This window comes from Streptomyces sp. NPDC015171 (assembly GCF_043079545.1).
Lineage (GTDB): Bacteria > Actinomycetota > Actinomycetes > Streptomycetales > Streptomycetaceae > Streptomyces.
Genome location: NZ_JBIBUO010000031.1, coordinates 1 through 25,470, shown reverse-complemented (window position 1 = coordinate 25,470; position 25,470 = coordinate 1). Strand labels below are relative to the sequence as shown.

Below are 25,470 nucleotides of genomic sequence, written 5' to 3'. Positions count from 1 at the left end.
CAGAACGAGGACTGGATGTCGTACAAGTACCCCGTTTCCCGACCCTCGCTCGACGGGCGGGAGCGTGAATATGTCGCCGAAACCGTGAAGGACGGGTGGATCTCCTCTCAGGGTCCGTTCGTCAAGCGATTCGAGCAGGCATTCGCGGACTACAACGGAATCAGCCATGGCGTGGCCTGCTCGTCGGGGACGGCGGCACTGACTCTCGCGCTGCGCGCCCTGGACATCGGGCCCGGCGACGAGGTGATCGTTCCGGAATTCACCATGATCGCCTCCGCCTGGGCGGTCACCTACACCGGCGCGACACCGGTGTTCGTCGACTGCGCGGACGATCTCAACATCGACGTGCGGAAGATCGAAGAGAAGATCACGCCCCGGACCAAGGCCATCATGCCGGTCCATGTCTACGGCCGGCACTGCGCGATGGACGCGATCATGGATCTCGCCCACCAGTACAACCTGCGCGTGGTGGAGGACTCGGCCGAGGCGCACGGCATCCGCCCGGTCGGCGACATCGCCTGCTTCTCGCTGTACGCGAACAAGATCATCACGTCGGGCGAGGGCGGCATATGTCTCACCGACGACAGCAGGCTCGCCGAACAGCTGGCCCATCTGCGGGCGATGGCGTTCACCAAGGACCACAGCTTCCTGCACAAGAAGCTGGCCTACAACTTCCGGATGACCTCCATGCAGGCGGCGGTCGCGCTGGCCCAGGTGGAGCGCATCGACGAGATCCTCGCCGAGCGCCGCGCCATCGAGAGCCGCTACGACCAGGGCCTGAAGGACGTCCGCGGCATCACCCTGATGCCGCCGCGCGATGTGCTGTGGATGTACGACATCCGGGCCGAGCGGCGGGAGGAGCTGCGGGCGTTCCTGGCGGCCGAGGGCATCGAGACCCGGCTGTTCTTCAAGCCCATGAGCAGGCAGCCCGGTTACCACGATCCCGTCTGGCCGTACCTCAACGCGACCCGGTTCAGCGCGGACGGGCTGTACCTGCCGACGTACGTCGGGCTGACCGCCGCCGACCAGGAGTACGTGACCTCGAGGATCCGCGCCTTCTACGGCGCGGCCTGACCGCCGCCCCGGCTCCGGCCAGGAGGAGACCGATGAGCATGACGAACAGCGAGACCGGCACCGGACCGCGGTCGGTGGAGTTCCCGTTGCGGGTGCCCGGCGAGGCCTTCCCGCCGCCCCGGTACGAGGAGTACCGGCGCGATCCGGGTCTGGTCCTGACCCACCTCCCGAACGGGAACAAGGTGTGGCTGGTGACCCGGCACCAGGAGGTCCGTGCCGTTCTCACCAGCAAGAAGATCAGCTCCAACCCCTCGCACGAGGGCTTTCCGCACATCAGCGACACCATCGGGGTGCCCCGCCCGGAGCAGATCCCCGGCTGGTTCGTCGGGCTCGACTCCCCGGAGCACGACCGGTTCCGCAAGGCGCTGATCCCCGAGTTCACCGTGCGCCGGGTGCGCACCATGCGGCCGGCGATCGAGCGCACCGTGGACGAGCGCATCGACGCCCTGCTCGCCGCGGGCGACTCGGCCGATCTGGTGGCCGACTTCGCGCTGCCGATCCCGTCCCTGGTGATCTCCGCCCTGCTCGGTGTGCCGCCCGTCGACCGCGACTTCTTCGAGTCCCGCACCCGCACCCTGGTGTCGATCCGCACCTCCACCGAGCAGCAACGCGACTTGGCGTCACGGGAGTTGCTCAGGTACATCAACCGGCTGATCGCCATCAAGCAGGACTGGCCGGGTGAGGACCTGGTGAGCCGGCTGCTGGCCACCGGCGGCATCTCCGCGCAGGAGCTGACCGGGGTGCTGATGCTGCTGCTCATCGCGGGGCACGAGACCACCGCCAACAACATCGCCCTCGGGGTGGTGACCCTGCTGCTGAACCCGGAGTGGATCGGCGACGAGCGTGCCGTCGAGGAGACCCTGCGGTTCCACTCGGTGGCCGATCTGGTGTCCCTGCGGGTCGCGGTGGAGGACGTGGAGATCGCCGGCCAGCCGATCAAAGCGGGCGAGGGCATCATCCCGCTGGTCGCCGCGGCCAACCACGACCCCGAGGCGTTCGCCTGCCCGCACGCCTTCGACCCGGCCCGCACCGAACGCCACCACGTGGCCTTCGGCTACGGAGTGCACCAGTGCCTCGGCCAGAACCTCGTCCGGGCCGAGATGGAGATCGCCTACCGCAGGCTCTTCGAGCGCATCCCCTCCCTCGAACTCGCCGTCCCCGCCGAGGAACTGCCGCTGAAGTACGACGGCGTGCTGTGCGGGCTGCACGCGCTCCCCGTGCGCTGGTAGCCCGAGCGCCGGTGATCCCGCGCGCCGGTGTTCCCCGTGCGCCGGCAACCCCAAGGAAAGAGAGCCCATGCGTATCACCGTCGACACCGACCGCTGTGTCGGAGCCGGGCAGTGCGTGCTGTCCGCTCCCGAGGTGTTCGACCAGGACGACGACGGTCTGGTCACCCTCCTCGCCGACCGCCCCGACCCGGAGGACCACGATGCCGTCCTGCGGGCGGGCGACCTGTGCCCGGCGCACACCATCACCGTCCACGAGGACTGACCCTCGCTCCCCTCGCCCGCCCCGCCCTGTCCCGAAAGGACCGACGCCTTGTACAGCACGGACCGTTCCACGGCCCTCTGGCTGCGCCGATTCCATCCGGCCGAGGACGCACCCGTCCGGCTGGTCTGCTTCCCCCACGCCGGCGGGTCCGCCAGCTTCTACCACCCGGTGTCGGCCCGGTTCGCCCCCGGCGTCGACGTGGTCGCGCTCCAGTACCCCGGCCGCCAGGACCGCCGCAGGGAACCCTGTGTCCAGGACATCCAGAGCCTGGCCGACCTGATCACCGACGAGCTGCTGCTCCTGGACGAGCGGCCCACCCTGTTCTTCGGCCACAGCATGGGGGCCGTCCTGGCCTTCGAGACCGCCTGGCGGCTGGAGCAGAAGGGCTCGCACGCCCCGGGGCACGTCATCGCCTCCGGTCGCCGGGCGCCCTCGACCGTGCGCGCGGAGTCGGTGCACCGCCGCGACGACAACGGCATCATCGCCGAACTGCGGCTGCTCGACGGGACCAACCCGGACCTGCTCGGCGACGAGGAGATCCTGCGGATGGCGCTGCCGGCGATCCGCGGCGACTACGCGGCCATCGAGAAGTACACCTGCGCGCCGGACCGCACCGTCGCCTGCCCGATCACCGCGCTCACCGGCGACGCCGACCCGCGCACCTCGCGGGCGGAGGCGGAGGCGTGGCGGCGGCACACCCGGGGCGCCTTCCGGCTGGAGGTGTTCCCCGGCGGCCACTTCTTCGTCAGCGAGCACCCTGCGGCGGTGTGCGACGAGATCGACCGCACACTCGGGACGCTGTGATGCGCACCCTCCTCGTCGACAACTACGACTCCTTCACCTACAACCTCTTCCACTACCTGGCCGAGGTCAACGGGCGGGAACCCGTGGTGATCCGCAACGACGACCCGGACTGGCACGACGGTCTGCTCGACGGCTTCGACAACGTCGTCCTCTCCCCCGGCCCCGGTGCCCCGCACCGCCCGGCCGACTTCGGCCTGTGCGCGCAGATCGCCGAGGAGGCCCGGCTGCCCGTGCTCGGGGTGTGCCTCGGCCACCAGGGCATCGCCCTCGCCCACGGCGCCGCCGTGGGCCGCGCGCCCGAACCGCGGCACGGCCGCTCCTCGCTGGTACGGCACGACGGCACCGGTCTGTTCGAGGGGCTGCCCGACCCGCTGGAGGTGGTCCGCTACCACTCGCTGGCCGCCACCGGGATCCCCCCGGCCCTCGAAGTGATCGCCCGGTCCGCGGACGACGACCTGGTGATGGCCGTACGCCATCGTGAACTTCCCTTGTGGGGTGTGCAGTTCCACCCCGAGTCGATCGGCACCCAGGGCGGCCACCGGCTGCTGGCCAACTTCGCCGAACTCACCCGGCGGCACGGGCGGCCCGCACGGCGCACGGTCCGGCCGCCGTCCGCGGACGGTGCCGCCGTACCGGCCCCGGACGGTGCCGCCGTGCCGGCCGGGGCGGAGCCGGAGCGTCCGGGGCGCCGGCTGCGGGTGCTCGCCGGCCAGGTTCCCACCCGGTGGGACGCCGAAGTGGTTTTCGACCGGCTTTTCCGCAGGGGACCGCATCCCTTCTGGCTGGACAGCAGCAGGCCGGACGGCGTCCTCGGCCGGCTGTCCGTCCTGGGCGACGCCTCCGGACCGCTGGCCCGGATCGCCACCGCCGATGTGTACCAGGGCACGGTGACCGTCACCGCCGCCGGGGACAGCCGTACCGTCACCACGCCCTTCCTGGAGTGGCTGGAACGGGACCTCGGCTCGCTGCACACGGACGTACCCGACCTCCCCTTCGACTTCGCCCTCGGCTGGGTCGGCTACCTCGGCTACGAGCTGAAGGCCGAGTGCGGCGGTGACCGGGCGCACCGTTCGCCCGACCCGGACGCCTGCCTGGTCTTCGCCGACCACGCCCTCGTGCTGGACCACGTCACCGGCACCACCCACCTCCTCGCCCTCGCCGAGGAGGGCGAGGAGGACGCGGCCAGAGCCTGGCTCGACACCACCGAGGCGGAACTCCGCGCGCTCGCCGGGCGCGCGCCCGCGCCCTGTGCCCCGCCCCCGCGCGCCGAGACCTCGGGCCTGCGGCTGCGCCACGACCGGGACACCTACCTGAAGCTGATCGACACCAGCCAGGAGGAGATAAGGGCGGGTGAGACGTACGAGGTGTGCCTCACCAACATGATCGAGGCGAGCACCGCCGTCGATCCCTGGCACGCCTACCGTCATCTGCGGCGGGTCAGCCCCGCCCCGTTCGCCGCGTTCCTCGGCTTCGGCGAGCTGTCCGTGCTGAGCACCTCACCGGAGCGCTTCCTGCGGATCGACCGGCACGGCGCGATGGAGTCCAAGCCCATCAAGGGCACCCGGCCCCGGGGCGCCACACCCGCCGAGGACGCCTTGCAGGTCGCCGACCTGACGACCAGTGAGAAGGACCGCGCCGAGAACCTGATGATCGTCGATCTGGTCCGGCACGACCTGGGCCGGTGCGCCGAGGTCGGCTCCGTGGTGGCCGATCCGGTGTTCCAGGTCGAGACCTACGCCACCGTCCACCAGCTGGTCAGCACGGTACGGGCCACCCTGCGCGCCGGCGTGGGTGCCGTGGCGGGCGTACGGGCGGCCTTTCCCGGCGGCTCGATGACCGGGGCGCCGAAGATCCGGACCATGCAGATCATCGACCGTCTGGAGGGGGGTCCGCGAGGTGTCTACTCGGGGGCCATCGGCTACTTCTCGCTGAACGGCGCCGCCGATCTGTCGATCGTCATCCGCACGGTCGTCCTGCGCGGCGGCCGGCTCCGCTACGGCGTCGGCGGCGCGATCATCGCGCTGTCGGACCCGGAGGCGGAGTTCGACGAGACGGTGGTGAAGACGGCTCCGCTGCGGGCGCTGCTGGGCTGCCGCATCCCGGGGCAGCGCGTCGGCGCCGAGGGCGTGCCCGCCGACCCGGTCTCCGGTCTGACCGCGGGCCCGGTACCGGCACGGACCCAGGTCTGATGCACGCCGGGCCGGCGACCCGGTCCCGGCGAGGCCACAGGCCCGGTCCCGGCGGCGGTGCGCGCCAGGGCCGGGCCCGACCGCCGGCCGGTTCCGGCGCGGGACACGTCCAGGGCTTTTCCCGCGGCGGCCGCCGGCCGGTTCCGGCGCGGGTCACCTCTAGGGCTTTTCCTGCGGCGGCGAGCCCAGCATGGGGCCGACCGCCAGTGGCCGGCTTTCTCGGGAGTGATGGTGTCCGTCCATGTCGATGATTTCCAAACCGCGGCTCTCCCCGATCCACAGGGGCTGCTGCGCGGTCTGACGCTGCCGGCGGTCTTCGAGGCCGCCGTGGCCGCCGCACCGGACGCGCCGGCCCTGACCGACGGCGACCGGACGTGGACGTGGGCCGCGTGGCGGTCGGCCACCGCCGCACTGACCCGCGGCTTGCAGGAGCTGGGCGTCGGCAGCGGAGACGTGGTCGCCGTCCAGCTCCCGAACTGCTGGGAGTACCAGACCCTGCACCTGGCCGTCGCGGCGGCCGGTGCCGTGATGATGCCCGTCCACCAGGGCAACGGCAGCGCCGATGTGCGCGCGCTGCTGGAGCGGACCGCCCCTTCGGTCGCCGTCCTGGCCGCCGACTCCGCTCATCTGGCCGGCGCGGACGCCGTCGCCGCCCTGCGCTCGGCGGTGCCCTCGCTGCACAGCGTGCTCGTCGCCGGCGAAGCCCCCGAGGGCAGCGCAGCGGTGCCGGTGGAGGACCTGCTCGCCCGGTGGGCCGGGCACCCCGCCCTGCCGGTGGAGCTGCGGCCCGAGATGCCCTTCGTCCTGCTGCCGTCCTCGGGGACGACCTCGGCGCGGCCGAAGATCTGCCTGCACAGCCACGACGGCCTGCTGTCGAACACGGCCGCCGTGGCCGAGGACGCCGCGGCGTCCTTCACCGGTCCGGTCGTCACCGCCTGCCCGCTGACCCATCTGTTCGGCCTCCAGTCCCTGCACACCGCGCTGTTCACCCGGTGCCGGCAGGTCCTGCTGCGCGGCTGGGACCCGGACCGCTTCCTGGAACTGGCCCGCGCCGAACAGCCCGCCGTCGTCTTCGCCGTACCCGCGCAGCTCCACGACGTCGTGGGCAGGCTCGCGGACAGCGGGGAGCCGGCCGGTTTCCGGCCCCGGGAGATCCGGACGGCGGGCGCGGCGGTCCCGGGCGCGCTGGTCTCCGGGGTGCGCGCCGCGCTGGGCAGCCCGCTCGTCGTCGTCTGGGGGATGTCCGAGCTCGGCACCGGCACCTGTACCCGTGCCGACGACCCGGCCGATGTGCCCGAGCGCAGTGTGGGGCGGCCGACGTACGGCGCGCGGGTGCGGATCGCCGCCGAGGACGGAGCCGAGTGCGCGCCGGGCGAACCCGGTGAGCTGTGGTACCGCAGCCCCGGTCTGTTCCGCGGCTACCATCGCGAACCCGAGCTGACCCGGTCGGCGGTGACCGAGGACGGGTGGCTGCGCACCGGGGACCTGGCGAGCGTCGGCCACGACGGGCGGGTCGCGTTCCTGGGGCGCGCAGCGGAGCTGATCAACGTGGGCGGCCGGAAGTTCAACGCCACCGAGATCCAGGGCGTGCTCGCCGAGCTGCCCGGCATCGGGCCGCTCGCCGTGGTCGCGAGGCCCGATGCGCGGCTCGGCGAGTACCCCTGTCTGGTCGTCACCGGCCGGGCGGACGCCTCCCTCGGCCTCGACGAGGTGACCGCCTTCCTCGTGGAGCGCGGCGTCGCCGAGTACAAGATCCCCCTGGAGCTGCTGGTCGTCGACGACCTGCCCCGCACTCCGGCGGGCAAGCTGCACCGCCGGGCGCTGGAACGGCTGCTGGCCGAGGACGGGCTGCGGGCCGCACCGCGCCGGCCGGGCGCGGCGGCGCCGCGGTCCTTCGGCGCGGCCCTCGACCTGGTGCACGCCTGTGTGCGGACAGTGCTCGCGCCGGACGCCGGGGACGGCCCCGCGGTCGAGGGCGGCCCCGTGGCCCGGCCCGCGGCCGACGCCACCTTCCGCGGCCTCGGGCTGGACTCGGTCCGCTGCATCAGGCTGCGCAACCTCCTCGCGGAGGCGACCGGTCTGCCGCTGCCCGCCTCGCTCGCCTTCGACCACCCCACGCCCGCCGAGGTGGCCCGGCTGCTGACGTCGGGTCAGCCGGAGGCGGCCGGCGCCGCCGGGGACGACGAGGCGTTGCGTCCCGTCTCCGGTGCGGTGGCGGACGATCCGGTGGCCGTCGTCGGCATGGCCTGCCGGCTGCCGGGCGGGGTGCGGGGCCCGGACGACCTGTGGGCGCTGGTCCTCGGCGAGACCGACGCCGTCTCCGGCTTCCCCGCCGACCGCGGCTGGGACCTCGACACCCTCTTCTCCGACGATCCGGACCGGCCCGGCACCTCGTACACCCGCGAGGGCGGATTCCTGTACGACGCTGGCGCGTTCGACGCCGCCTTCTTCGGTTTCTCCGACCGCGAGGCGCTGGCCACCGACCCCCAGCAGCGGCTGCTGCTGGAGACGGCCTGGGAGGCCCTGGAGCGGGCCCGGATCGACCCGGGAACCCTGCGCGGCTCCCGCACCGCCGTGTTCGCCGGCGCCATGTACCACGACTACGCGGCCGACGCGCGGGGCGCGGCGGGCCCCCTCGAAGGGCTGCTGGGCATCGGTACCGCGGGCAGCGCCCTGGCCGGCCGGGTCGCCTACACCTTCGGTCTGCAGGGCCCTGCCGTCACCGTGGACACTGCCTGTTCGTCCTCGCTCGTCGCACTGCACCTGGCCTGCCGGTCGCTGCGGTCCGGGGAGTCGTCGCTCGCGCTGGCCGGCGGTGTCGCGGTCATGGCGACACCGTCGTCGTTCACCGAGTTCTCCCGGCTGCGCGGCCTGGCACCGGACGGCCGCTGCAAGTCCTTCGCGGACGCCGCCGACGGCGCGGCCTGGGCGGAGGGGGTCGGCCTGCTGGTGCTGGAGCGGCTCTCCGACGCGCGCCGCGCCGGTCACCCCGTGCTCGCCCTGGTCCGCGGGTCCGCCGTCAACCAGGACGGCGTCTCGAACGGTCTGACCGCCCCGAACGGCACCGCGCAGCGCCGCGTCGTCCGGGAGGCGCTCGCCGACGCACGGCTGGCGGCCGCCGACGTGGACGCCGTGGAGGCCCATGGCACGGGGACCATGCTCGGGGACCCGATCGAGGCGCGGGCGCTGCTGGCCACCTACGGGCGGGAGCGCCCGGCGGACCGGCCGCTGTGGCTCGGCTCGGTGAAGTCGAACATCGGGCACACCCAGGCCGCGGCCGGTGTCGCCGGGGTGATCAGGACCGTGCTGGCGCTGCGGCACGGCATGTTGCCGAAGACCCTGCACGTGGACGCGCCCTCCTCGCACGTGGACTGGTCGGCGGGCGCGGTGCGGCTGCTGACGGAGGCGCGGCCGTGGCCGCGGACCCCGGAGCGGGTCCGTCGCGCGGGGGTGTCCTCCTTCGGCATCAGCGGGACCAACGCCCATGTGATCCTGGAGGAGGCGCCCCACGAGCCGCGGACCGCCGGGGCCGGCCCCGCCGCCGGGGCGACCGTGCCCTGGATGCTGTCCGCGCGGAGCCCGGAGGCGCTGCGCGAACAGGCGGTCAGACTGCTCGCCCATGCCACCGCCCGGCCCGGACTGTCGCCCCGCGACATCGCGTTCTCCCTGGCCACGACGCGTGCCGTGCACTCCCATCAGGCGTACGCCGTCGGCCGGGACCGGGGCGAACTCCTGGACGCGCTCCGGGCCCTGGCGGAACGCCCGCCGAACGTCGAGGGCGGCCGTACGAGCGCGCAGGGCCTCGGCTTCGTCTTCACCGGCCAAGGCAGTCAGCGGCCCGGCATGGGCCGGGACCTGGCCCGTGCCTTCCCCGTCTTCGACGCGGCGCTGTCCGAGGTCTGCGCGGTGCTCGACCCGCTGCTGGGCAGGTCGCTGCGGGAGCTGATGTGGTCGGGTCCGGCGGAGCTGCTGGACCGTACGCGGTACGCCCAGCCCGCGCTGTTCGCCTACGAGGTCGCCCTGTACCGGCTGGTGGGGTCCTGGGGGGTGGTGCCGGACCGGCTGGTCGGCCACTCCGTCGGCGAGATAGCCGCCGCGCAGGTGGCGGGCGCGCTGTCCCTTCCGGACGCCTGCCGGCTGGTCGCCGCACGCGGACGGCTGATGGAGGCGCTGCCCGCGGGCGGGGCCATGGCGGCGGTACGGCTGTCGGAGCGGGAGATCACGCCCTGGCTCGACGGGCAGCCGGCCGGCGGTGTCGCGGTGGCCGCGGTGAACGGCCCGCACTCCGTGGTGCTGTCCGGCGCCGAGGGGCCGCTGACGGAGCTGACCGCCCGGCTGGCTAACGCCGGCCACCGGACCAAGCGGCTCACCGTGAGCCATGCCTTCCACTCCCCGCTGATGGACCCGATGCTGGCGGACTTCAGGACCGCCGTCGGCGAACTCGACGCCGCCGAGCCGTCCGTGCCCCTGGTCTCCTGTCTCACCGGGCGCCCGCTCACCCGGGACGAGGCACGGGATCCGGACCACTGGGTGCGGCATGTGCGCGAACCGGTGCGGTTCGCTCAGGCGATGGACCGGCTGCTGGGCGAGGGCATCGACGTCTTCCTCGAACTGGGCCCGCAGGCCGCGCTGACCCCGATGGTCGACGCCTGCGCGGCCGGCGCGTCCGGCGTCACGGCCGTACCGGCCGCGGCCGTGGGCGGACCCGAGGCGCGGGACGAGGAGCGTGCCCTGCTCGCGGCGCTCGCCCGGCTGCACCTGCGGGGTGTGCCGGTGGCCTGGGAGGCGGTCCTGCCCGGTGCGGCCGGGGTGGCGCTGCCCACCTATCCGTTCCGGCACCGCACATACTGGCTGGCATCGTCCGGGCGGTCCGCCGGGCGGCCGGCGTCCGAGGCGGACACCGCACCCGCCGCCGGCCCCGGCCCCTCGGCGCTCGCCGCACACCTGTCCGGGCTCGGCGAGGCCGAGCGACGGCGTACGGTGCTGCGCCTGGTGCTGGACGAGGCCGCTGCGGTGCTCGGCGGGCGTCCGCTGACCGAGTCCGACGCCGGTACGTCCTTCACCGACATGGGCGTCACCTCGGTCAGCGCGGTCGAACTGCGCGACCGGATCATCTCGGCCACCGGGGCGCGGCTGCCCGCCACCCTGGTCTTCGACCATCCCACGCCCGACGCCGTCGCCCTTCTGGTCCGGCGGGACCTCGTGCGGGCCGAGGAGCCGGTGTCCGTGCCGTCCGTCGCCGGACTCCTGGACACGCTGGACCGCGTGCTCACGGCCGGTGCCGGCCTCGACCCCGTGGCGGCCGCGCGCCTGAAGGAGCTGGCCGAACGCGCGGATCCGGCGCTGTCCGGCGGCCCGGCGGGCGGCCTGGATCTCGACAGCGCGTCCGACGAGGAGCTGTTCCGCCTCATGGACGGCGCGGCCGGCTAAGCCGCCGGTGCCCTCGCCCCGTTCCGCAGCCGACCGGCGCCCCTCCAGCCGGTCGGCTTCTCGCGTTCCGCAATCCCCTTGAATCCCCTTGAATCCCCTTGCCCGTCCGACCCTTGGGAGTCAGCAGATGACCCGGCTCTTCGAGCCCCGCGCGGTCCCGCGGACCGCACCACCCCCCGAGACCATGATCGAGGCGCACGGCGTGAGCAGGGCGTTCGGATCCGTCCGTGCGCTGGACTCGGTCGACGTGTCCGCCCGGCGGGGCACCGTGCTCGCCCTGCTCGGCCACAACGGCGCGGGCAAGACGACCCTCGTCGGCGTCCTCACCGGCGCCCTCCCGGCCACCTCGGGACGGGCTGTGGTGGCCGGCTTCGATGTGGCGGCCCAGCCCCGCGAGGTCCGCCGGCGCATCGGCCTGACCGGCCAGTTCGCCTCCGTGGACGGGCAGTTGACCGGTGTGGAGAACCTGGTGCTGATCGCCCGGCTGCTCGGTGCGAGCCGGAAGGCGGCCCGGGCGCGGGCCGGCGAGCTGCTGGAGATCTTCGCCCTGCGGGACGTGGCGGACCGCCGTGCCCGCACCTACTCGGGCGGCCTGCGCCGGCGGCTCGATCTCGCGGCGAGCCTGGTCGGCCGTCCCGAGGTGCTCTTCCTCGACGAGCCCACGACGGGGCTCGACCCGTCGAGCCGGCTGACGCTGTGGGAGATCGTGGAGGGGCTGGTCGCCGACGGCACCACGGTGCTCCTCACCACGCAGTACCTGGAGGAGGCGGACCGGCTGGCCGACTCGGTCACCGTCCTGTCCTCCGGTTCGGTGATCGCGAGCGGCACCCCGGCCGAGCTGAAGGCCCGCGTGGGCCGGCGCACGGTCACGGTCACGCTGGAGGCGGCCGAGGACACCGGTGCGGCCGTCGACGCGCTGCGCGGCGCCGCGCTGGAGGTGACGGCGGCCCGCGGGGCGGGCACGGTCGTCGTCCCCATCGAGGCCTCGAAGGACGTGGCGACCGTCATCCGGGCACTCGACCAGGCCGGTGTCGAGGCCGCCGAGCTGTCCTTCGGCGAACCGACCCTCGACGACGTCTACCTGACCCTCGCCGGGCAGCGCCCCCAGCACCTCGTCCCCTCGCTCTCGGGAGGTCCGGCGGCATGACCGCGCTCACCACTCCGCCGGCCACCCCGGCCCCGAACCCCGCGCAGTGGCAGGGAAGTTCGGTGTTCCTCCAGATCAAGGTGCTCACCGGCCGGTCCCTGCGCTCCCTGGTGACCGATCCCGGCGTGGTCCTCTTCGGACTGCTCCAGCCCGTCGTCATCCTCTTCGTCCTGACCCAGGTCTTCAGCAAGATGGGGGCACCGCCGCACTTCCCCGCCGGCGTCAGCTACCTCGACTTCGTGCTGCCCGCCGTTCTGGTGGACAACGCCGTGCAGGCCGCCGTGCAGTCCGGCGTGGGCCTCGTGGAGGATCTCAAGAACGGCGTGGTGGCCCGGCTGCGGTCCCTGCCGATCAACCCCGGCACGCTGCTGGTCGCCCGGAGCATCTCCAACCTGGTGCGCAGTGCCGTGCAGGCGGTGGTCATCATGGTGCTGGCCATCGCCGTGCTCGGCTACCGGCCGCGGGGCGGGGCCGCCGAACTGGCCGCATCGGTCGGCCTGACGCTGTTCATGAGCTGGTCCATCGGCTGGGCGTTCATCGCGGCGGGCGCCTGGCTGCGCCGCGCCGAGCCGATGCAGAACCTCGCGGTCATCGCGATCCTGCCGTTGATGTTCGCCTCCAGCGCCTACGTACCGGTCGCGGATCTGCCCGCGTGGCTGCGGGCCGTGGCCGAGGTCAACCCGCTCACGTACGCGATCGACGCCACGCGGGCGCTCGCGCTGGGCGTCCCGGGCCGGGACGCGATCGTGCCCTCGCTGCTCACCGGCGGCGCCGTGGCCGCCGCGGGCGGCACCCTCGCGGTGCTCGGGTTCCGGCGCCCGATGTGACCTACGGCCGGCCCGCCCGGGCGTTCTCGGGAACCGCCGGCCGGCCACCGGAAAGCTCTGGGGCCCTGCCCGCCGAGGAAGTCTCGGCGGGCAGGGCCCCGGTCCGTCTCAGGCGCTTCCACGGGTGCGTTTCGCGCATCTCCACAGGTGCGTCTCGGGCACCTCCACGAGTGCGTCTCGGGCACCTCCGTGGGTGCGTTTCGCGCACCTCCACAGGTGCGTCCCGGGCACCTCCACAGGTGCGTCCCGGGCACCTCCACAGGTGCGTCCCGGGCACCTCCACAGGTGCGTCCCGGGCGCCTCCACGGGTGCGGGGCCGCGGGCCCCGCACCCGGGCGTCCGCTACAGGCCCAGCTGCTTGTCGAGCAGGTCGAACACCTCGTCGTCGGAGGCCGCGTCGAAGTCGAACGCCCCGTCGCCCGCGCCGGGCTCCGCGGTGCCGCCGCGCTGGCCGGCCCGCAGCGCGCTCCACTTCTCCCTCAGGACATCCAGCCGGCCCGCGACCTGCTCGAAGAGTTCCTCACTGATCTCGGCCCCGCCGAACGCCCGCTCCAGATCGGCCAGTTCGGCCAGGAGGGTCGTCCCCCCGGCCTCCCCAGCCCCCGGGGCGAGGTCGAGCCGCGCGTACAGGTGGTCCACCAGCTCGCCGGTCGTCGGGTAGTCGAAGACCAGGGTGGCGGGCAGCCGGACCTCCGCGAGGGCACTCAGCCGGTTACGCAGCTCGATCGCGGTCAGCGAGTCGAAGCCGAGGTCCTGGAACGACCGCTCCGGGTCCACCTCGGCCGCCCGCGCATGCCCCAGCACCGCCGCGACCTGCCCCCGTACCTCGTCCAGGAGCCTCTCGTACCGCTCGGCCCGCGGCAGCGCCGACAGCCGGGCCGCGAGGCCGCCGGGCACGCCTCCCGTGACCGCGGTACGGCGTACGGGCGTACGGATCAGGCCGCGCAGCAGCGCGGGCACCTCGCCCCGGGCGCGGAACGCCGCGAGGTCGAGCCGCACCGGCAGCAGGTCCGGCAGGTCGCCGTCGAGAGCGGTGTCGAACAGCTGGAGCCCCTGCTCCGGGTCGAGCGGCGGCATCCCGGCCCGCGCCAGCCGCTCGGCCTCGGCCTCGCTCAGGGCGCGGGTCATACCGCCGCCGGCACCCGTCCACGGACCCCACGCCAGCGAGAGGGCCGGCAGGCCCTTCGCGCGGCGGTGCCGGGCGAGCGCGTCGAGGTAGGCGTTGGCGGCGGCGTAGTTGGCCTGGCCCGCGTTGCCGAGCGTGCCGGCGGCGGAGGAGAACAGGACGAACGCGTCGAGTGCCAGGTGCCGGGTGGCCTCGTGGAGGTGCCAGGCCGCGTCCGCCTTGGCCCGCAGCACCCCGGCGATCCGCTCCGGGGTGAGGGAGCCGAGGACACCGTCGTCCAGGACACCGGCGGTGTGGACGACCGCACGCACCGGGTGGCGGGCGATCAGGCCGGCCACCGCGTCGGGGTCGGACACGTCACACGCCTCGACGACGGTCTCGGCACCGCGCTCTGCCAGCTCCGCGACGAGTTCCGCCACGCCATCCGCCTCGGTACCCCGGCGGCTGACGAGCAGCAGGCCGCGTACGCCGTGCTCGGCCACCAGGTGCCGGGCCAGCAGGCGTCCGAGCCCGCCCGTGCCACCGGTGATCAGTACGGTGCCTTCGCCGCCGAATCCGCCTCTCCGGCTGCTCCGGCCGCTCCGGCCGGTCTCGCCGTGCTCGCCGTCCTCGACCGCCTTGAGGGCCTTGACGGCCTTGACGGCCTTGACGGCCTCGGGTGCCGGGGCCGGCACCCGGGCGAGCCGGGCCGCGAGTACCTCGCCGTCGCGGAGCGCCAGCTGCGGCTCCCCCGCGGCGAGCGCGGCGACGGCCCGCGGCACGAGCCCCGCCGTGTCGGTTCCGTCCAGGTCCGGGTCCAGGTCCAGCAGCCCGAAGCGGTCCGGGTCCTCCGAGTGTGCCGACCGCACCAGGCCCCACACCGCCGCTCCGGCCAGGTCGGCGCCGCAGACCGCGCCTCGGGTGACGAAGACCAGACGGGAGCCGGCGAACCGGTCCTCGGCCAGCCACGCCTGAGCGTGTTCCAGAACATCGGCCGTCAGGCCGTGTACGGACTCCGGCGATCCGGCCGGGAGGTCGCCGGCGCCGAAGGCGGGCACGAGGACCACGTCCGGGAGACCGGAGCCCGTGTCGGCAAGGGCCGAGAGCCGGGTGAGATCGTCATGGACCGGATACTTTCCGAGCGTCCCGGCCGTTTCCCGCGCACCGACCACGACGATCCCTTCGCCCGTGGCGGCTTCGGTCTCGACCGGGGTCCAGTCGAGCCGGAACAGGGCGTCATGACCGGGACCGCCCGCGGGGTTCAGCTGCTCCGCGCTGATGGGCCGGACGACGAGGGACTCGACGGACGCGACCGGGACACCGGCGGCGTCGGCGAGCGCCAGGGAGAGACCTCCCGCATCGGTCCGGCCGAGCCGGGCACGGAGCGCCGAGGCACCCGCAGCGTGCAGGGTCACGCCGGACCACGAGAACGGGACACCGGCGTGACCGTCACCGTCGTCCTCGCCGCTGAGCGCGACCGCGTGGAGGGCTGCGTCGAGGAGTGCCGGGTGCAGCCCGAACGCACCGGCCCCGGCACCCTCCCCGCCGTCGGGCAAGACGATCTCGGCGAAGACGTCGTCCCCGAGCCGCCAGGCCGCCGTCAGACCCTGGAAGACCGGACCGTACTCGAACCCGGCGTCCGCGAACCGGTCGTAGACCCCGGTCACGTCGAGCGGTTCAGCTCCCGCCGGCGGCCACACCGAGGCGTCGAAATCGGCGGGAGCGACCGGCTCGGACGCGAGCACACCGCTGGCGTGCTGCGTCCACGGCTCATCGCCGCCCCGGCCGGACCGGGAGTGGACGGTGAGCGTGCGCCGCCCCGTGCCGTCGGGGGCGCCGACACCCACCTGCACCTGCACTCCCCCACCGGCGCCGGAGAGCATCAGCGGCGCGGCGAGCGTGAGTTCCTCCACGGTTCCGCATCCCAGCTCGTCGGCGGCGCGCACCGCCAGTTCGAGCAGCGCGGTGCCGGGTACGAGGACGGATCCCATGACGACGTGGTCCGCCAGCCAGGGGTGCGTCGACGCCGACAGCCGCCCGGTGAACAGGAACCCGTCGGAGCCGGCGAGTTCCACGGCCCCGGAGAGCAGCGGATGTCCAGCGGACCGCAGGCCGACAGCCTCCGCACCCCGTCCAGCGGCGATGCCGACGGGCCAGTAGCGCCGGTGCTGGAAGGCGTAGGTGGGCAGGTCGACGCGGCGGGCGCCGGTGCCTGCGAAGAGGGCCTTCCAATCGGTCTTGGCGCCGTCGACGTAGAGGCGGGCCAGGGCGGTGAGGGCAGTGGTCTCCTCATCTCGGTCCTTGCGGAGTACGGGGACGAGGACTGCCTCTTCGGCTGCGGATGCCGCCGCCATGGCGGTCAGGGTGCCGTCGGGGCCCAGTTCGAGGAAACGGGTCACGCCCGCCTCGGAGAGCGTGCGGACGCCGTCGGCGAAACGGACCGCCTCACGGACGTGCCGCACCCAGTAATCGGCGGAGCCCAGCTCCTCGGCCGTCGCGATGCGACCGGTCAGATTCGACACGACCGGAACGGACGGCGTACCGAAGGACAGACCTTCGACCACCGCGCGGAAGTCGTCCAGCATCGGATCCATCAACGGCGAATGGAACGCATGCGAGACACGCAGCAGGCTCGACTTACGGCCCTCGAAGTACGCCCGGATCCCCTCCACCGCTTCGACGGTGCCCGAAACGACCACGGCCCGAGGGCCATTGACCGCCGCGATCGACACCAACTCGCCCAGCAACGGGCGTACTTCCTCCTCCGCCACCTGGACAGCCAGCATCGCACCGCCCTCCGGCAGCGCCTGCATCAACCGACCACGCGCCGCCACCAGCCGACAGGCGTCCGCAAGCGAGAACACCCCAGCCACGTGCGCTGCCGCCACCTCACCGATCGAGTGACCGGCGACGAAGTCCGGCCGCACGCCCAGCGATTCGACCAGACGGAACAGCGCCACCTCCACCGCGAACAGCGCGGCCTGCGCATGCACGGTCCGGTTCAGCAGGTCGGCTTCCTCACCCCAGACCACCTCCCGCACCGACCCATCCAAGTGCTCGTCCAGACCGGCGCACACCGCGTCGAACGCCTCCGCGAACACCGGGAACCGCGCGTACAACTCCCGCCCCATACCGAGCCGTTGCGACCCCTGACCCGAGAACAGGAAGGCGGTCCTACCCGGCTTCGCACGGCCGCGCACGATGTCGGTGCCGTTGAGAACCACGGCGCGGTGAGCGAACTCCGAGCGGGAGGAGATCAGCGAGAGGCCCACGTCCACCGGGCGTCCGGCCGGGCCGGCCAGCAGACGGTCGACCTGGCCGTGCAGCGCTTCCTCCGTCTTGGCGGAGACCACCCACGGGACCACACCGGGGACCACCGCCGCGGCCTCGTCGGCCACGGTCACGTCCTCGGAGTGTTCCAGGACGATGTGTGCGTTGGTGCCGCTGATCCCGAACGACGACACGCCCGCACGACGAGCACGGCCCGTCTCCGGCCACGCCCGCTCCTCCGTCAGCAGCTCCACATCCCCCGCGGACCAGTCCACGTGCGAGGACGGGGCGTCCACATGCAGCGTCCTCGGAGCCGTTCCGTGCCGCATCGCCATGACCATCTTGATCACACCGGCCACACCGGCCGCGGCCTGGGTGTGGCCGATGTTCGACTTCACCGAGCCGAGCAGCAGCGGCCGGCCTTCCGGCCGGTCCTGGCCGTAGGTGGCGATCAGTGCCTGCGCCTCGATCGGGTCGCCCAGCGTCGTGCCCGTACCGTGTGCCTCCACCACATCCACATCGGCGGTGCTCAGCCCGCCACTGGCCAACGCCTGCCGGATCACCCGCTGCTGCGAAGGACCGTTGGGGGCCGTGAGGCCGTTGCTCGCGCCGTCCTGGTTGACCGCCGAGCCACGCACCACCGCCAGCACGCGGTGCCCGTTGCGGCGCGCGTCCGACAGCCGCTCCAGCACCACCATGCCGATGCCCTCGCCCCAGCCGACGCCGTCGGCGGTGTCCGCGAAGGCCTTGCACCGGCCGTCCTCCGACAGTCCTCGCTGCCGGGAGAACTCCACGAACGTCGTGGGTGTCGACATCACGGTCACGCCGCCGGCCACCGCGAGCGAGGACTCGCCGGACCGCAGGGACTGCGCGGCCAGGTGCATCGCCACCAGGGACGACGAGCACGCCGTGTCCACCGTGACCGCAGGCCCCTCAAGGCCCAGCGTGTACGACACCCGGCCCGAGGCGACGCTGCCCGCGCTGCCGCTGCCCTGGTGCCCCTCGAACTCGGGGCCGCCGAGGAGGTTGGCGTAGTCGTTGTACATGACGCCTGCGAAGACGCCGGTCTGCGAGCCGCGCAGCGACACCGGGTCGATCCCGGCCCGCTCGATCGCCTCCCACGTCGTCTCCAGCAGCAGGCGCTGCTGGGCATCCGTGGCGAGGGCCTCGCGCGGGCTCATTCCGAAGAACGCGGCATCGAATTCCGCCGCGTCGCTCAGGAAGGCGCCGGACCGGGTGTAGCTGGTGCCCTTGTGGGCCGGGTCGGGGTGGTGGAGCGACTCCAGGTCCCAGCCGCGGTCCGCCGGGAATCCGGTGACCGCGTCCGCGCCGCCCGAGACGAGCCGCCACAGGTCCTCGGGGGTGGTGACGCCGCCCGGGAAGCGGCAGGCCATGCCCACGATCACCACGGGGTCGTCGGCGGTGGCGGCGGGCGCCGGCAGCCGACCGGCCCGCGTGTCCCCCGTCTCCGCCTCCGCCTCCGCCTCCGTCCGGAACAACTCGGTGAGCAGGTGGTTCACGAGGGTGTCCGCCGTCGGATAGTCGAAGACCAGCGTGGCCGGCAGTCGCAGGCCGGTCGCGGCGTCCAGGCGGTTGCGCAGTTCCACCGCGGTCAGCGAGTCGAAGCCCAGTTCCTGGAAGTTCCGGGTCGGGTCGACGTCCGCCGCTCCGGTGTGTCCGAGGACGTGCGCGATGTGCGTCCGTACCTCGTCCAGCAGTGCTTCGGGTCGCGCGTGCGGTGTGAGGTCGCGCAGGTGCGCGGTGAGGGTGAGGCGGGCGGCGGCGACGGGCGCGGACCGCCGGCCCTGCGTACGGATCAGGCCGCGCAGCAGGGCGGGGACCGTGTCCCCGCGCCTGCGCAGTGCGCCGAGGTCGAGGCGTACCGGCAGGAGCGCCGGGCGCTCGTCCGCGACGGCCGCGTCGAAGAGAGCGAGGCCCTGTTCCGGGGCGAGCGGCGGCATGCCGGCCCGTGTCATCCGTTCGACGTCGGCCTCGGTCAGGGTTCCGGTCATCCCGCCGTCCGTACGGGACCACGGTCCCCAGGCCAGCGACACGCCCGGCAGCCCCAGAGTGTGCCGGCGCAGGGCCAGGGCGTCGAGGAACGCGTTGCCCGCCGCGTAGTTGGCCTGGCCCGCGTTGCCGAACACTCCGGCCACCGAGGAGAACAGGACGAACCGGGAGACACCCTGGTCCTGGGACGCCTCGTGCAGGTTCCACGCGGCGTCGGCCTTCGGCCGGAGTACGGCGGCGAGCCGCTCCGGGGTCAGTGAGCCGATCACCGCGTCGTCCAGGACTCCGGCCGTGTGGACGATCGCCCGGACCGCATGCCGGGACATCAGGGCGTCCACGGCGGTCCGGTCGGCGAGGTCGCAGGCGTCGACGGTCACCTCGGCTCCCGCCGCGCCGAGTTCGCGGACGAGGTCGGCCACTCCGTCGGCGTCGGCACCGCGCCGGCTGACCAGCAGCAGGCTCCGTACGCCGTGCTCGGCCACCAGGTGCCGGGCGAGGAGCCGGCCGAGACCGCCGGTGCCACCGGTGATCAGTGTCGTTCCCTCGGTGTCCCATACCGGCCGGTCCGTGCCGGTGTCAGCGGCGCGCGCCAGCCTGGCCGCCAGGATCTCGCCGTCCCGGAGGCACAGCTGGGGCTCTTCGGTCGCGAGGGCGGCGTCCAGCCGGGCGTACGCGCCGTCGTCCGCGACGTCGATCAGGCCGAACCGGCCCGGGTTCTCCGACTGCGCCGACCGCACCAAGCCCCACACCGCTGCCCCGGCCAGATCCACACCGGCCGTCGCACCCCGCGTCACGAACACCAGACGGGAACCGGCGAACCGCTCCTCCCCCAGCCACGTCCGGACCAGCTCCAGCGCCCGAGCTGTCGTCGCATGCACCGATGCCACCACAGCACCGTCGTCCGTGCCGCCCGTACCGCCCATACCGCGCATGCGGTCCATGGCGTCCATGCCGTCCATGCGTACGACGACCAGGTCCGAGGGGTCCGTCGGCAGCGCGTCCGGACCGCACTCCACGTACGCGGGGGTGGCGTCGGCGGGCACCCGTACCGAGGTCCACTCCAGGGTGAACATGGCGTCCCGGCCGATGCCGGAGGCGGTCGTGGCGCCCATGCGCTCGGCCGAGATCGGCCGCACCGCGAGGGACTTCACCGCGGCGACCGGTTCCCCGGCGGCATCGGCGATCTCCACGGACACCGCTCCGTCGCCCGCGCGGACCAGTCGCACCCGCACCGCGGACGCACCGGGTGCGTACAGGGACACGCCGCACCAGGCGAAGGGCACACCGCCGGGTTCCGTCTCCAGCTCGTCGCCGGTGCCCGTCGCCGCGAGGGCGTGCAGGGCGGCGTCGAGGAGTGCGGGGTGCAGGGCGAACGCCGGGCCGTCGACGTCCTGGTCCAGCGCGACCTCCGCGAACACCTCGCCGTCGCGCCGCCATGCGGCTCTGAGGCCCTGGAACACGGGCCCGTATCCGAAGCCAGCGTCGGCGAACCGCTCGTACACGCCGGTCACGTCCAGTGGTTCGGATCCGGTCGGCGGCCACACCGTGGCGTCGAAGCCGGTGGCGGGGGTGCCGGTGCCGGTGCCGAGCGATCCGGTGGCGTGCAGGGTCCACACGGTTGCGTCGCCGTCGTCCGGACGCGAGTGCACGCGCACGGCGCGGCGCCCGGACCCGTCGGGCTCGCCCACCCACAGCTGCACCTGCACGCCGTCCTGCGCGGGCAGCACGAGCGGTGCGGCCAGCGTCAGTTCCTCCACCTCGGGGCAGCCGACCTCGTCGCCCGCGCGCAGGGCGAGTTCGACCAGGGCGGTGCCGGGGACGAGGACAGTGCCCATGACCTCGTGGTCCACGAGCCACGGATGGGTCCGGGCCGAAAGCCGTCCGGTGAACAACTGGCCCTCTGATCCGGCCAGTTCGACCGTGCCCGTCAGGATCGGGTGCTCGGCGGACCGCAGCCCGACGGATTCCGCCGAGCCGGTGTACGGCATCACGGGGGGCCAGAACCTGCGGTGCTGGAACGGATAGGTCGGCAATTCGACGCGGCGGGCACCGGAACCGGCGTAGAAGGCGGTCCAGTCGACCTTGACGCCGTGCTGGTGCAGCCGGGCCAACGCGTCGAGGAACGAGACCTCCTCGGGCCTGCGGGCGCGCAGCGACGGCAGCAGGGTGACGTCGGTGACCGACTGCTCGGCCAGAGCGGTCAGGGTGCCGTCGGGGCCGAGTTCGAGGAAACGGGTCACCCCGGCGTCGGCGAGTGTGCGGACGCCGTCCGCGAAACGGACCGCCTCACGGACGTGCCGCACCCAGTAGTCGGCGGAGCCCAGCTCCTCGGCCGTCGCGATACGGCCGGTCAGGTTCGACACGACCGGAACGGACGGCGTGCCGAAGGACAGTCCTTCGACCACCGCGCGGAAGTCGTCCAGCATCGGATCCATCAGCGGCGAGTGGAACGCGTGCGAGACACGCAGCAGGGTCGTCTTGCGGCCCTCGAAGTGCGCCCCGATCTCCGCCACCGCCTCCGTGTCACCGGAGACAACCACGGCCCGAGGGCCATTGACCGCCGCGATGGACACCAACTCGCACATCAGCGGGCGTACTTCCTCCTCCGTCGCCTGGACGGCCAGCATCGCACCGCCCTCGGGCAGCGCCTGCATCAACCGACCACGCGCCGTCACCAGCGCGCACGCGTCGGCGAGGGAGAACACCCCGGCCACATGCGCCGCCGTCACCTCACCGATCGAATGGCCGGCGACGAAGTCCGGCCGGACGCCGAGGGATTCGGTGAGGCGGAACAGCGCCACCTCCACCGCGAACAGCGCGGCCTGCGCATGCACGGTCCGGTTCAGCAGCTCCTCGCTCTCACCCCAGACCACCTCCCGCACGGACCCATCCAGGTGCTCGTCCAGACCGGCGCACACCGCGTCGAACGCCTCCGCGAACACCGGGAACCGGCCGTACAACTCCCGTCCCATACCGAGCCGTTGCGAGCCCTGGCCCGAGAACAGGAAGGCCAGCGGAGCGGAGGTCGCCGTCGTCGTCGGTACGGCCGGATCGCCCTCGGCCAGTGCCCGGAGGCCGGCCAGGAGCTGTTCCCTGTCGGTCGCGACGAACGCGGCGCGGTGGGTGAGCGCGGCCCTGGTCGTGGCGAGGGAGTACCCGAGGTCGGCGGGGCGGAGCAACTCCGTGCGGTCGACGGCCGTCAGCAGGCGCGTGGCCTGGGCGCGCAGGGCCTCCGGGCTCGCGGCGGTCACTACGACCGGTGCCGGGAGGGGCGCCTGCGGCTCGGCCGCGGCTGTTGGGGCGGTGCCGGCCGTGGCCGGGGCTTCTTCCACGATCACGTGTGCGTTGGTGCCGCTGATACCGAAGGACGAGACGCCCGCGCGCCGGGTGCGCGCGCCGGCCGGCCAGTCCCGCGTACCGGTCAGCAGCCGGACAGCGCCCGTGGTCCAGTCGACCTCCCGGCTCGGCTCGTCGACGTGCAGCGTCGACGGCAGCGTGCCGTGGCGCAGCGCCATGACCATCTTGATCACACCGGCGACGCCGGCCGCGGCCTGCGAGTGACCGATGTTCGACTTCACGGAGCCGAGCCACAGCGGACGCTCCTCCGGCCGGTCCTGGCCGTACGTCGCCAGCAGGGCCTGGGCCTCGATCGGGTCGCCGAGCGTCGTGCCGGTGCCGTGCGCCTCGACCGCGTCGATCTGGTCGGCGGCGAGCCGCGCGTTGGCGAGGGCCTGGCGGATCACGCGGCGCTGCGAGGGGCCGTTCGGGGCGGTGAGCCCGTTGGAGGCGCCGTCCTGGTTGACGGCCGTACCGCGGACCACGGCGAGCACCGGGTGCCCGTTGCGTACGGCGTCGGAGAGGCGCTCGACCACGAGGAAGCCCGCACCCTCGGCGAAGCCGGTCCCGTCCGCCGCCGAGGCGAACGACTTGCACCGGCCGTCGGGGGCGAGGCCGCCCTGCCTGCCGAACTCGGCGAAGACGCCCGGAGTGGCCATGACGGTCACACCGCCGGTCAGCGCCAGTGAGCACTCGCCCTGGCGCAGCGCCTGCACCGCGAGGTGCAGGGCGACGAGGGAGGACGAGCAGGCGGTGTCCACGGCGACGGCCGGTCCTTCCAGGCCCAGCTTGTAGGACACCCGGCCGGACACGACGCTGCCGTTGCCGTCGCTGCCCGGGTAGTCGTGGTACATCACGCCGGTGAAGACGCCGGTGCGGGTTCCCTTGAGCGTGGTGGGGTCGATGCCCGCCCGCTCCAGTGCCTCCCAGGACAGTTCGAGCGTCAGCCGCTGCTGCGGGTCCATGGCGAGGGCCTCGCGCGGGGAGATGCCGAAGAAGGCGGGGTCGAAGTCCGCGGCTCCGTCGAGGAAGCCGCCGGTGCGGGTGTAGTAGGTGTCGGGGGCGTCGGCGTTCGGGTCGCGCAGCGGGGACAGGTCCCAGCCGCGGTCCGCCGGGAACGCGGAGATCGCGTCGCCGCCGGAGGAGACGAGCCGCCACAGGTCCTCGGGGCTGCTCACCCCGCCCGGGTAGCGGCAGGAGATGCCGACGACGGCGATCGGCTCGTGCCGCAGCGCGGCGAGCTTCCTGTTGTCGGCACGCAGCCGGGCTGTCTCACGACGGGCGGCCTTCAGCTCATCGCCGTCGCCATCGCCATCGCCGTCGGAGTAGCCGCCGTCGTCGTCGGCGGCGGTCTGCGTGTACCGCGGGTCTGCCTCGGATACGGCTCCGGGTTCCCCGGTGTCCCGCTGATCGGCCGGATCGCCGGCGTCTGCCGGATCGGTCGATGCGACGCGGACCTCGGCCAGTTCCAGCAGGTTCTCCATGAGTCCGGCGTCGCGCAGCCGGTTCATCGGGATCGACTGGAGCGCGCGCCGGACCGCGTCATCGCCCGAACCGGCGGCGGGGCCGTCGGCGAACTCGCCGAGTTCCTCCAGAAGGAGGTCGGTGACCGCGTCGGCGTTGGGGTGGTCGAAGGCGAGGGTGGCGGGCAGTCGCAGGCCAGTGGCCCTGCTCAGCTGGTTGCGCAGTTCGGTGGCGGCCAGTGAGTCGAAGCCCAGTTCCTTGAAGGCCCGGTCGGCGCCGATCGCCTCGGCCGAGGCATGGCCGAGGACGGACGCCACCTCCCCGCACACGATCCGCAGCACGGTACGGCGCCGGTCGCCCGCCGACAGTCCGGCCAGCCGCTCCTTGAGGGCGGGAGCAGCCGAGGGGCCGGACGCGCCGGACGCGGCCCGTCGTACGGCGGGCGCCAGGCCGCGCAGCAGGGCCGGGACCTCGCCGGTACGGGTACGCAGGGCGGCTGTGTCGATCCGGACGGGGACGACGGTGGCGAGCCCGGATCGCAGGGCCGCGCCGAAGAGGGCGAGACCCGTGTCGTGGTCCATGGGCGGCACACCCTGGGTGGTCATCCGTTTGCGGTCGACCTCCGTCAGGTACGAGCCGAGTCCACCGCCGACTTCCCAGAGGCCGTAGGCCATGGCGGTGGCGGGCAGGCCCTCGGCGGCGCGGCGCGTGGCGAGGGCGTCAAGGAAGACGTTGGCCGCCGCGTAGTTGCCCTGCCCCGCGGTCAGGACCAGCCCGCCCGCCGAGGAGAACAGCACGAACGCGGCCAGCTCCATCTCCCGCGTCAGTTCGTGCAGATGCCAGGCCGCGTCGACCTTCGGCGCGAACACGGTGTCCAGCTGAGCGTGCGTGAGGGCACTCGTCAGGGCGCTGTCGCCGACTCCGGCTGCGTGGACGACGGCGGTGAGGGACCGTTCAGCCACGATGTCACCGACCAGCCCGGCCAGCGCATCCCGGTCCGACACATCACACGCGACGACACGCACACCCTCGGCACCCAGAGCCCGCAGCTCCCCGGCCAACACCCCCGCACCAGGAGCATCCAGACCCCGACGGCTCGTCAGCACAAGATGACGCACCCCATGCTCCACCACCAAGAACCGCGCCACCACAGCACCCAGACCACCCGTACCACCGGTGACCAGGACCACACCCTCCGCATCAAACCCCGGCACCACTCCCCCACCGGCAGGCACCCGCACCAGACGCGGCACCCACACCTCACCCGCACGCACCGCAGACTCCGGCTCACCCGACACCACAGCCGGCACCACCGCATCCACC

General features: G+C 73.5%; 10 protein-coding genes. 9 read left to right on the top strand and 1 reads right to left on the bottom strand.

Features of this window, described 5'->3' with window-relative positions; genetic code table 11:
* Positions 1-15: 15 nt before the first annotated feature.
* From ACF073_RS40030 to ACF073_RS39995, 8 genes are all read left to right on the top strand, one after another.
* Positions 16-1,074, top strand: a complete 1,059-nt coding sequence (locus ACF073_RS40030; RefSeq protein ID WP_392076493.1) for a DegT/DnrJ/EryC1/StrS family aminotransferase — start codon at positions 16-18, stop codon at positions 1,072-1,074.
* A 38-nt stretch (positions 1,075-1,112) separates the two neighbouring features.
* Positions 1,113-2,303, top strand: coding sequence for a cytochrome P450 (locus tag ACF073_RS40025; RefSeq protein ID WP_392076464.1), 1,191 nt, complete (start codon positions 1,113-1,115; stop codon positions 2,301-2,303).
* A gap of 67 nt (positions 2,304-2,370) precedes the next feature.
* Positions 2,371-2,565, top strand: a complete 195-nt coding sequence (locus ACF073_RS40020; RefSeq protein ID WP_392076463.1) for a ferredoxin — start codon at positions 2,371-2,373, stop codon at positions 2,563-2,565.
* Between the two features lie 48 nt (positions 2,566-2,613).
* Positions 2,614-3,369 (top strand): thioesterase II family protein, encoded by a 756-nt coding sequence (locus tag ACF073_RS40015; RefSeq protein WP_392076462.1) that lies wholly within the window; start codon positions 2,614-2,616, stop codon positions 3,367-3,369.
* Positions 3,369-5,558, top strand: a complete 2,190-nt coding sequence (pabB, locus tag ACF073_RS40010) for an aminodeoxychorismate synthase component I (protein WP_392076461.1) — start codon at positions 3,369-3,371, stop codon at positions 5,556-5,558. Before ACF073_RS40015 ends, pabB begins: the two co-directional genes overlap by 1 nt.
* A 228-nt stretch (positions 5,559-5,786) precedes the next feature.
* Positions 5,787-10,988 (top strand): beta-ketoacyl synthase N-terminal-like domain-containing protein, encoded by a 5,202-nt coding sequence (locus tag ACF073_RS40005; protein WP_392076459.1) that lies wholly within the window; start codon positions 5,787-5,789, stop codon positions 10,986-10,988.
* Between the two features lie 127 nt (positions 10,989-11,115).
* Entirely contained in the window at positions 11,116-12,135 is a 1,020-nt protein-coding gene (locus ACF073_RS40000; protein ID WP_392076458.1) for an ATP-binding cassette domain-containing protein, read from the top strand.
* Positions 12,132-12,962: an ABC transporter permease gene (locus ACF073_RS39995; RefSeq protein WP_392076457.1), complete on the top strand. Its 831-nt coding sequence runs from the start codon at positions 12,132-12,134 to the stop codon at positions 12,960-12,962. Before ACF073_RS40000 ends, ACF073_RS39995 begins: the two co-directional genes overlap by 4 nt.
* Before the next feature lie 342 nt (positions 12,963-13,304).
* Here ACF073_RS39995 and ACF073_RS39990 read toward each other — a convergent pair whose 3' ends face one another.
* Positions 13,305-25,280 carry an SDR family NAD(P)-dependent oxidoreductase gene (locus ACF073_RS39990; protein ID WP_392076492.1) on the bottom strand — a complete coding sequence of 3,992 codons (11,976 nt, stop codon included), beginning with the start codon at positions 25,278-25,280 and terminating at the stop codon, positions 13,305-13,307.
* Between ACF073_RS39990 and ACF073_RS39985 the strand changes: the two genes are divergently transcribed.
* Positions 25,269-25,470, top strand: a 202-nt coding sequence (locus ACF073_RS39985) for a hypothetical protein (protein WP_392076456.1), incomplete at its 3' end; no start/stop codon positions are given. The two genes, ACF073_RS39990 and ACF073_RS39985, sit on opposite strands and share 12 nt — an antisense overlap.

What these genes read in the sequence shown, in the direction of transcription:
- ACF073_RS40020 (WP_392076463.1), top strand. Translation starts at nt 2,371, where the DNA reads ATGCGTATCACCGTCGACACCGACCGCTGTGTCGGAGCCGGGCAGTGC.
- ACF073_RS40025 (WP_392076464.1), top strand. Translation starts at nt 1,113, where the DNA reads ATGACGAACAGCGAGACCGGCACCGGACCGCGGTCGGTGGAGTTCCCG.
- pabB (WP_392076461.1), top strand. Translation starts at nt 3,369, where the DNA reads ATGCGCACCCTCCTCGTCGACAACTACGACTCCTTCACCTACAACCTC.
- ACF073_RS40000 (WP_392076458.1), top strand. Translation starts at nt 11,116, where the DNA reads ATGACCCGGCTCTTCGAGCCCCGCGCGGTCCCGCGGACCGCACCACCC.
- ACF073_RS39995 (WP_392076457.1), top strand. Translation starts at nt 12,132, where the DNA reads ATGACCGCGCTCACCACTCCGCCGGCCACCCCGGCCCCGAACCCCGCG.
- ACF073_RS40030 (WP_392076493.1), top strand. Translation starts at nt 16, where the DNA reads ATGTCGTACAAGTACCCCGTTTCCCGACCCTCGCTCGACGGGCGGGAG.
- ACF073_RS40005 (WP_392076459.1), top strand. Translation starts at nt 5,787, where the DNA reads ATGGTGTCCGTCCATGTCGATGATTTCCAAACCGCGGCTCTCCCCGAT.